The 8,469-nt window shown below is 77.6% G+C and carries 8 protein-coding genes; 3 read left to right on the forward strand and 5 right to left on the reverse strand.

Annotated features, from left to right (window positions below):
- Positions 1 to 207 precede the first annotated feature (207 nt).
- Positions 208 to 966 carry a ParA family protein gene (locus WCS02_RS14650; protein WP_340294498.1) on the reverse strand — a complete coding sequence of 253 codons (759 nt, stop codon included), beginning with the start codon at positions 964 to 966 and terminating at the stop codon, positions 208 to 210.
- Between the two features lie 59 nt (positions 967 to 1,025).
- Between WCS02_RS14650 and WCS02_RS14655 the strand changes: the two genes are divergently transcribed.
- Positions 1,026 to 1,952 (forward strand): oxygenase MpaB family protein, encoded by a 927-nt coding sequence (locus WCS02_RS14655; protein WP_340294500.1) that lies wholly within the window; start codon positions 1,026 to 1,028, stop codon positions 1,950 to 1,952.
- A gap of 9 nt (positions 1,953 to 1,961) precedes the next feature.
- Here WCS02_RS14655 and WCS02_RS14660 read toward each other — a convergent pair whose 3' ends face one another.
- Together WCS02_RS14660 and WCS02_RS14665 are read right to left on the reverse strand one after the other, a co-directional pair.
- Positions 1,962 to 3,824, reverse strand: coding sequence for a S1C family serine protease (locus WCS02_RS14660; protein WP_340294502.1), 1,863 nt, complete (start codon positions 3,822 to 3,824; stop codon positions 1,962 to 1,964).
- A gap of 177 nt (positions 3,825 to 4,001) precedes the next feature.
- The gene (locus tag WCS02_RS14665; protein WP_340294504.1) at positions 4,002 to 4,952 is read right to left on the reverse strand and encodes a DMT family transporter; all 951 of its coding nucleotides are present in this window, start codon (positions 4,950 to 4,952) and stop codon (positions 4,002 to 4,004) included.
- Here WCS02_RS14665 and WCS02_RS14670 point away from each other — a divergent pair.
- Positions 4,951 to 6,354: an aminotransferase-like domain-containing protein gene (locus tag WCS02_RS14670; protein ID WP_340294506.1), complete on the forward strand. Its 1,404-nt coding sequence runs from the start codon at positions 4,951 to 4,953 to the stop codon at positions 6,352 to 6,354. The genes WCS02_RS14665 and WCS02_RS14670 overlap by 2 nt on opposite strands.
- A gap of 35 nt (positions 6,355 to 6,389) precedes the next feature.
- Here the strand turns inward: WCS02_RS14670 and WCS02_RS14675 are convergent, their stop codons facing one another.
- On the reverse strand, positions 6,390 to 6,992 hold the full coding sequence (locus WCS02_RS14675) for a MarC family protein (RefSeq protein ID WP_340294508.1): 603 nt from the start codon (positions 6,990 to 6,992) through the stop codon (positions 6,390 to 6,392).
- Positions 6,989 to 7,837: a PHP domain-containing protein gene (locus WCS02_RS14680; protein WP_340294510.1), complete on the reverse strand. Its 849-nt coding sequence runs from the start codon at positions 7,835 to 7,837 to the stop codon at positions 6,989 to 6,991. Before WCS02_RS14680 ends, WCS02_RS14675 begins: the two co-directional genes overlap by 4 nt.
- A gap of 53 nt (positions 7,838 to 7,890) precedes the next feature.
- On the opposite strand from WCS02_RS14680, the gene WCS02_RS14685 reads away from it, so the two are divergent.
- The coding region (locus WCS02_RS14685; RefSeq protein ID WP_340294512.1) for a P1 family peptidase at positions 7,891 to 8,469 on the forward strand (579 nt) is incomplete at its 3' end.

The following is an 8,469-nucleotide window of genomic DNA, read 5'->3' on the forward strand; positions in this document are numbered from 1 at the left end:
GGCCCGGTGGCGGTCGACGACGCCACGGCGGCCCCGGTCGGCGAGGGCGCCCCGCGCCGTCGCCGACGCCGGCGTGCCCCGGGCACCGACGGTGACGCCCCGGCGCAGCCCGTCGGCGCCGAGCAGACCAGCTGAGACCGGGCGTACCCGGCACCAGGGCACGTCCGCCCGCGGGGGCGCACCTCCCCCCGGGCGGGCGGCCCCGGCTCAGCGACCGACGAGCAGCCGGTCGGCGACCTGGCGGTAGGCCTGTGCGGCCGACGACCGCCCGGCCGCGCCCAGCACGCTGAGCCCGCGGGCGGGCGCCTCGGCGACCCGCACCGAGCGCGGCACGGGTCCCAGGACGGGCAGGTCGTAGCGCGGGCCCAGGTCGTCCACGACGGCGCGGGCGTGCGCCCCGCGCAGGTCGACCATGGTCGGGAGCAGGCCGACGACGACGAGCGACGGGTTGAGGTGGGCGCGCACGTCGGCCACCGTGTCGAGCAGCTGCCCCACGGCCCGGTGGCCGAGCATCTCCGCCGCCAGCGGCACCAGGACCTCGTCGGCCGCGGTGAGCGCGCCGACCGTGAGCAGGCCCAGGCTCGGCGAGCAGTCGAGGACGACGTCGTCGTAGTCGCCGGCCACCTCGGCCAGCGCCCGCCGGAGCACGGTCTCGCGGTCCGGGACGCCCGCGAGCGCCGCCTCGCTGCCGGCCAGCTCGATGCCGGCGGGCACCAGGTGGACGTCCTCGGCCGTGACGACGACGGCGTCCCGGACGCCGCTGCGCCCGGCGAGCACGTCGACGACGGTGGGCGCCCCGTCCTCGCCGAGGTCGGCGCCCAGGGCGAACGTCAGGCAGGCCTGCGGGTCGAGGTCGACGAGCAGCACCCGTCGTCCCCGGGCGCGGAACGCGGTGGCCAGGGCGGCGGCGGTCGTGGTCTTGGCGACCCCGCCCTTGGAGTTGGCGACCGCCAGGACCCGGGACACGCGGCCATCCTCGCAGCGTCCTGCCAGGCCCGCGCCGCCGCCGCGGGTGAGGATGCCCCATGACCGCAGACATGACAGCGGCCGCCCTGGTCCCCGTCGCCCCGCAGGACGCCGGCGTCCCGCGTGCCCGCCCGGCTGGGTGGGCCGGCACGGCGGACCCGGGCCTCTTCGGCCCGCACAGCGTGTCGTGGCGGGTGCACGGCGACCCGCTCATGGCGGTCGGTGGCCTGCGCGCCCTGCTCCTGCAGTCGCTGCACCCGGTCGTCGCGCACGGCTTCGCGGCGCACTCCGGCTACCGCGAGGAGTCCTGGGGCCGGCTCCTCCGCACCGCGGACTACGTGTCCCTGACGACGTTCGGCAGCACGGCCCAGGTCGAGGCCGTCGCCGGGCACGTGCGCCGCGCCCACGCCGGCTCGGAGTTCGTCGACCCCGGGGACGGCAGCCGCCGCCGCATCGACGAGCCGGAGCTGCTGCTGTGGGTCCACACCTGCCTCGTGGACTCCGTGCTCGTCACCACCCGTCGCGGCGGTCTCGACCTCACCGAGGACGAGGCGGACACCTTCGTCGCCGAGCAGGTCCGGGCGGGCGAGCTGCTCGGCGTCGACCCGGCGGCGGCACCGCGCAGCCAGGCCGGGGTCGCGGCCTACCTCGCCGGCGTCCGTGGCTCGCTGCACCTCAGCGCGCCCGCCCGCGACGCGGTGGCGATGGTGCTCGCCCCGCCCATCCACCCGCTGCTGGAGCTCCTGACACCCGCGCGGCTGGGCTGGAGCTCCCTGGCCGGCCTGGCCTTCGCCACCCTCCCGGCCTGGGCGCGCGACATGTTCCCCGCGCCGCTGCGCACCGGCGGGGCGGTCGTCCCGCAGGCCGCGGTGACGTCGTCGCTGCGGGCGCTGCGCCGGACGGGCCGGCGCGTCGGCTCGGTGGTGCCGGCGCTGGCGCAGAGCCACCACGAGGCGCAGGCCCGCCGCCGTCTCGGCCTGGGGTGACCGCACCCGTCAGGGCGTGACGACGAACGACTGGATGATCCGGTCGAGCGCCTCCAGGTCCGCCTGGCCGACCACCTGGATACCGACGAAGACCATGAAGTCCCCGCCCTCGGGGACGGCGACGATGCCGGCGAAGGCCGCGTCGGTGCCCTCGCAGCCCTCCCGCAGCTCGTACGTGCCGGTGTACAGGCCGTCGTCGTACGGCTGGGGACCCTCGCTCGTCGGGCATGCGTCGGTCGCGCCCATGCCGGTGAGCATGTCCTGGAGCGCCTGGCCCGGGTCGCTGCTGCCCTCGACGCTGGCGATGACGACCCCCGAGGTCGTGAAGCCCGAGCTGAAGGCGTCGAGGTCCGGGGTCGCCACGAGCGCCGGACTGCCGTCCTCCAGCGGGGCGCCGTCGACCTGGGCCCACTCGACCGGGACCTCCAGGCTGATGGACCCGGAGTCGTCGGTGACCGTGGTGTACCCGCTGTAGGTGGCCGGGCCGACGCCCTCGACCGGGACCTCCTCCTCCAGCTCGCTGCCGAGGGTCTCGAACACCGCGAGCGGGACCCCGCTGCCGAACGAGCCCTGCAGCACCTCCCCGGTCGAGGGGCGGAGGACCTGGGCAGAGATCTCCGCGTCGGCCCCCTGGGTGCGCAGCACGTCGCAGTAGTCGGCCATCGTGCCGTCCGTGGCCAGCGACAGGCCCTCCATCCGGGTGACGACGTCCCCGCCGGCCAGCCCGAGCGCGGCCGCAGGAGAGCCCGACTCGACCGCGGCGACGAACACCCCGGACAGCGAGCCGTCCTCGGTGCGCATGGCCTGGCCGTTGATGCCGAGCGAGTCCACCGAGCGTCCCTGCCGCAGCTGGTCGACGACCGAGCCGAGAGTGGGGGCCGCGATGGCGAAGTACTGGTCGGTCTCCGACGAGCCGGCGTAGTTGACGGCGACGACGCGGCCGGAGGCGTCGACGAGCGGACCGCCGGAGTTGCCGGGGTTGATGGTGGCCGAGTGCTCGACGACGTCGTCGACGGACGCCCAGCCGGTCTCGCCGGACGCCGACGCCTTGGAGACGATGCCGCTGGTGAGCGTGAACTCCGGGTCGCCGAGCGGGAACCCGGCCGCGAACACCTCCACCCCGGTGCCCGGGGCCTGCGGCGCCAGCTCGAGGAACGGGAAGCCCTCGCCCTCCACGTCGATGACGGCGAGGTCCGAGCACTCGGAGGTGCCGAGCACGCGGGCGTTGCGCGGCTCCGTCTCCCCGGCCACGTAGACCTCGAGCGTCGCCGCCCCGGTGACGACATGGTTGTTGGTGACCGCCGTGCCGTCGGCGTCCACGAAGAACCCGGTGCCCGCGCCCGCGGCGTCGCTGACCGCACCGGCCTCCGGGTCGACGAAGGAGCCCTGGGAGACGATCTGCACCGTCGCGGTGTCGACGTCCTCGACGGAGGCGACCGGACCGGCGGCACCCGGGCCGACGGGGTCGGGGTCGACCGGGTCGCCGTCGCCGCCCGCGAGGCGGACGAGGAGCGCGGCACCGGCGGCGAGGAGGAGCAGGACCACCACGACCAGGCCGGCGACGAGCGCGACCAGCCAGCCGCGCCCACGCCGGGCGGGGGGCGTGCCGCCGGGACCGGAGGGCTGCCCGTACGGGCCCGCCTGAGCGGCAGCAGCCGGTCGGCCGTACGGACCCGCCTGTGCGTACGGGCCGGGCTGCTGCGGGTACGGGACCCCCTGCTGCGGGGCGTACCGGCCCGGCTGCGGGTACGGGGCGCCGTGCTGCTGCGCGTACGCACCTGCCTGCTGCTGCGCGTACGGGTCGACCGGCTGCTGCGGCACGGGGCCGGGCAGGGCGCCGGGGGTGCTGGTGGGGGTGCTGGCGTCGGCCACGGCCGGTCCTCCGGGAGATGTGTGCGGGTCTGGGTGACGGGACCCATGAGGACCGCCGGACGGCCCTGATACGCCGCCCCCGGCCTCTGCCCCCGGCGCCGGACCCCGCGCACGACGGCACCCTGCGCCGGCTAGACCGTCGCAGGGTGCCGTCGTGACGGAACGGGTCGGGCCGTGTCAGGCGCCGGCCCCCGGAGGGACAGGCGAGGGGCGGGCCGCGCCGAGCCGCACCCGCACCGCCGACCCGGCGCAGGCCACCACCAGCACACCGCCCAGCACCGTGGGCCACGACAGCGCCTCGCCCAGCAGGAGGGCGGCCCAGGCGATGCTCATGACGGGCTGCACGAGCTGCACCTGGCTCACCTGCGCCATCGGCCCCCGCGCGAGACCGCGGTACCAGGCGACGAACCCCAGGAACATGCTCACGGCACCCAGGTAGGCGAAGGCCGCCCAGCCGACCGGTGTGCTGGGGGTGCCGCCCGGGAGGGCCACCACCGTGAGGACCGCCATGAGGGGCGCCGCCAGCACGAGCGCCCACGACACGGTCTGCCAGGCGCCGAGCTCGCGGGCCAGCAGCCCGCCCTCGGCGTACCCGACGGCCGCCGCGGCCACGGCGCCGAGCAGCAGGAGGTCCGCCGGCTGCAGCCCGTCGAGCCCGCCGCCCTCGACGGCGACGAAGCCGACGGTCACCGCGGCCCCCAGCGACGCGAGCAGCCAGAACCTGGCCGGCGGCCGCTCGCCCGTCCGCAGCACCACGGTGGCCGCGGTCGCGGCGGGCAGCAGCGCGATGACGACGGCGGCGTGCGCGGCCGGCACGCTCACCAGCGCGAACGACGTGAGGAGGGGGAAGCCGACCACGACGCCCCCCGCCACCGCGGCCAGCCGTGCCACCTGCCGCCTCGAGGGCCGGCGCTGCCGGGTGAGGAGCAGGGCGGCCGTGGCGAGCACGGCGGCGAGCACCGCGCGGCCGGCCCCCAGGAACAGCGGGGAGGCCTCCGCCACCGCGAGCCGGGTGAGGGGGACGGTCAGCGAGAACGCCGCGACACCGAGGAGACCCCACCACAGCCCGGTCGGGGTGCGCGGTACCACCGGGACCATCGCCGGGATAGCGCTACTGTCTTCCGTCATGGACGACGGTAGCAGCAGGAGGATCGCCGACGACCTCCGCGCCCGGGTGGCCGCTGCCGCGCCCGGGGAGCGGCTGCCGTCGACGCGGGCGCTCGTCGCCGCCCACGGTGCCAGCCCCGTGACCGTGCAGCGGGCGGTGCAGGCCCTCGTCGCGCAGGGCCTGGTCGAGACCCGGCCGGGCACCGGCACCTTCGTCCGCGCGCCGCGCACGGTGCGGGCCATCGACTACGGCTGGCAGACCGCGGCGCTGCGCTCCCCCCAGGCTCCCCCGCGCCCCGTGCCCGCGGCGCTGCGCAGCGCCCCCGAGGACGTCGTCGCGCTGCACAACGGCTACCCGGACCGCGACCTGCTGCCGGAGCGTCTCGTCCGCCAGGCCCTGGTCCGCACATCCCGCGGGGCCGCCGCGACCGCCCGCCCGCCGGTGGAGGGCCTGCCCGAGCTGCGCCGCTGGTTCGCCGACGGGCTCGCCGCGCACGCCCCGGCGGAGGTGGCGCCCGTCGCCGCGGGGGACGTCGTCGTGCTGCCGGGCAGCCAGAGCGGCCTGGCCTCGGTGTTCCGGGCGCTGGTGCCCCGCGGGCGTCCGCTGCTCATGGAGTCGCCGACGTACTGGGGGGCGGTCCTGGCCGCGGCGCAGGCCGGCGCCACCGTGGTCCCGGTGCCCAGCGGACCGCACGGACCGGATCCCGACGAGGTCGACCGGGCCTTCGCCGAGACCGGGGCGCGGCTGCTGTACGCCCAGCCCTCCTACGCCAACCCCACGGGCGCGCAGTGGTCCGCGGCCACGGGAGCCCGGGTGCTGGAGGTCGTCCGCCGCCACGGCGCGTTCCTCGTGGAGGACGACTGGGCGCACGACCTCGGCATCGACACCGCGCCCTCGCCGCTGGCCGCCCAGGACGACGGCGGCCACGTGGTCTACCTGCGCTCGCTGACCAAGAGCGTCTCCCCCGCCGTCCGGGTCGCGGCCGTCGTGGCGCGCGGGCCCGCCCGTGACCGCGTCCTCGCCGACCGCGGGGCGGAGACGACCTCCGTCAGCGGCGTCCTGCAGGCGGCGGCGCTGGACGTCGTCACGCAGCCGGCCTGGGCCGCGCACCTGCGCGGGCTGCGGCGCTCCCTGCGCGCCCGCCGGGACCTGCTGCTGACGAGCCTGCGCACGCACGCCCCCCAGGCGCACGTCGCGCACGTCCCGGCCGGAGGGCTGTCGCTGTGGGCGCGGCTGCCCGACGGGAAGGACGTGGACCGGGTGGTGCGGGCCTGCGAGGCCGACCGGGTCCTCGTGGCCCCCGGGGACGAGTGGTTCCCCGCCGAGCCGTCCGGGCCCTTCCTGCGGCTCAGCTACTGCGGGGCGGACCCGTCGGCCTACCCGGAGGCCGCCCGGGTCCTCGGGCGCGCCCTCGCCGGCTGACGATGCCCTGGACCGGCGCCCCGGTCGACCGTCCCTCAGGCGGCCTCGACGAAGGACCGCACCGCGTCCGCGACCAGCTGCACGGCGATCGCCGACAGCAGCACGCCGGCGATGCGCGTGACGAGGGTGACCCCGCCGTCGCGCAGCACCCGGCGGATGAGGCCGGCGAAGCGCAGCACGAGGAACAGCACGACGTGGACCGCGACGATCGCCGCCGCGACCGACACGAGCTCGGCGGCACCGTCGGCGCGCTGGACGAACAGCATCGTGGCGACGATCGCGCCCGGGCCGGCGAGCAGCGGGGTCCCCAGCGGCACCAGGGCGATGTTCACCGACTCCTGCGCCTCGGGCTCCTTGGCGTTGTCGGTGAGCAGCTCCAGCGCCACGAGCAGGAGCAGCAGGCCACCCGCCGCCTGCAGGGCCGGCAGGCTGATCCCCAGGTAGTCGAGGATCGTCTGGCCGAACACCGCGAAGGCGACGATGACGCCGAACGCGACGAGCACGGCCTGGCGGGCGGCACGCCGGCGCTTGGCCGTCGTCATGGTCGAGGTGAGGCCGAGGAAGATCGGCACCGTCCCGGGCGGGTCGATGATGACGAAGAGCGTGACGAACGCCTCGCCGAACAGCTGCCAGTTCACGGCCGTGCCCCCGTGCCCGACGCGGCGCGCGCGAGCAGCTCGGCGACCACGTCGTCCGGCGTCGTGCTCTCGGCCAGGCGGTTCTGCTTGCCCGCCCCGTGGAAGTCGCTGGAGCCGGTGGCGAGCAGCCCGAGCCGTGCCGCGGTCGCCCGCAGGCGCTCGCGGGTGGGGCCGTCGTGGTCGCGGTGGTCGACCTCGAGGCCGGCCAGCCCCGCGTCGGCGAGCTCGGCGAGCAGGTCCTCGTCCAGCAGGTCGGCCGCCGAGCGGGACCCGGGGTGGGCCACGACCGCCGCGCCGCCCGCCGCGGTCACCAGCCGGACGGACTCCAGCAGCCCGGGGGCGGAGTAGCCGACGTAGTACGGGCCGTCCTCGGACAGCAGCTCGACGAAGGCGGCGTCGCGGTCCGGGACGGCGCCGAGCGCCACGAGGGCGTCGGCGATGTGCGGGCGCCCGGGCGTGACGCCGAGGGGGACGCGGGCCACCACGTCGGCGACGGTGAGGCCCGGGACCACGCGGGCGAGCCGCTCCACGATGCGCCGCAGCCGGCTGTGGCGGCTGTCGACGGTGCCGGCGAGCACCCCGGCCAGCGGCGCGGTCGCGGTGATGTCGCCGTAGCCCAGCAGGTGCACGGACCGGCCGAGCACCTGCGTGGAGATCTCGACGCCGGGGACCAGGTCGATGCCCGCCTCGCCCGCGGCGGCGGCCGCCTCGGCGAGGCCCGCCCCGGTGTCGTGGTCGGTGAGCGCGAGCCCGGTCAGCCCGGCGGCAGCGGCGGCGCGCACGACCTCCGCCGGCGACGTGGTCCCGTCGCTGGCGGTGGAGTGCGTGTGCAGGTCGTAGGGCACGAGCGCTGATGCTAGGCCCGCGGCGAGGGCCGGCCGCGGCGTAGCGTCCGGGGATGGCCGAGCCCCCCGCCTCCCCCGCCAGCAGCCCGAGCGCCGCGACGGGCAGGCCGACCGACGACCTCACGGACCCTGACCTGCGCACCGGGGCCGGGCGGCTGCCCGGGCTGCCGGACGTGCTCGTCGGGCACGCGCACGCCACGGGCGGGGGGTGGGCCACCGGCTGCACGGTCGTCCTCCCGCCGGCGGGCACGGTGGGCGGGGTCGTCGTGGGGGGCGGCGCGCCGGGCACCCGCGAGACCGACGCGCTGGCCCCGGGGACGCTCGTCAGCACCGTCGACGCCGTGGTCCTGTCCGGCGGCAGCGCCTACGGCCTGGCCACCGCCGACGGCGTCATGGCCTGGTGCGAGGAGGCCGGCCGCGGGTTCCTCGTGAGCCCTCCCGGCACGCCGGAGCTCCGGGTCCCGGTCGTGCCGGCGGCGGTCGTCTTCGACCTCGGGCGGGGCGGCGACCCCCGGGCCCGGCCCACCGCCGCGTTCGGCCTGGCGGCGTGCCGCGCGGCGGCGCTGCTGCTCGAGGACGTCCAGGAGGCGCCGGGAGCGCCGGCGGCGGTGCCGGTCCCCGAGGGCCGCGTC

The organism is Aquipuribacter hungaricus (assembly GCF_037860755.1).
Taxonomy (GTDB): Bacteria; Actinomycetota; Actinomycetes; order Actinomycetales; family JBBAYJ01; genus Aquipuribacter; species Aquipuribacter hungaricus.

Coding starts and splice junctions, on each gene's coding strand:
- WCS02_RS14655 (WP_340294500.1), top strand. CDS start 1,026: ATGACCGCAGACATGACAGCGGCCGCCCTGGTCCCCGTCGCCCCGCAG.
- WCS02_RS14670 (WP_340294506.1), top strand. CDS start 4,951: ATGGACGACGGTAGCAGCAGGAGGATCGCCGACGACCTCCGCGCCCGG.
- WCS02_RS14665 (WP_340294504.1), bottom strand. CDS start 4,952: ATGACGGAAGACAGTAGCGCTATCCCGGCGATGGTCCCGGTGGTACCG.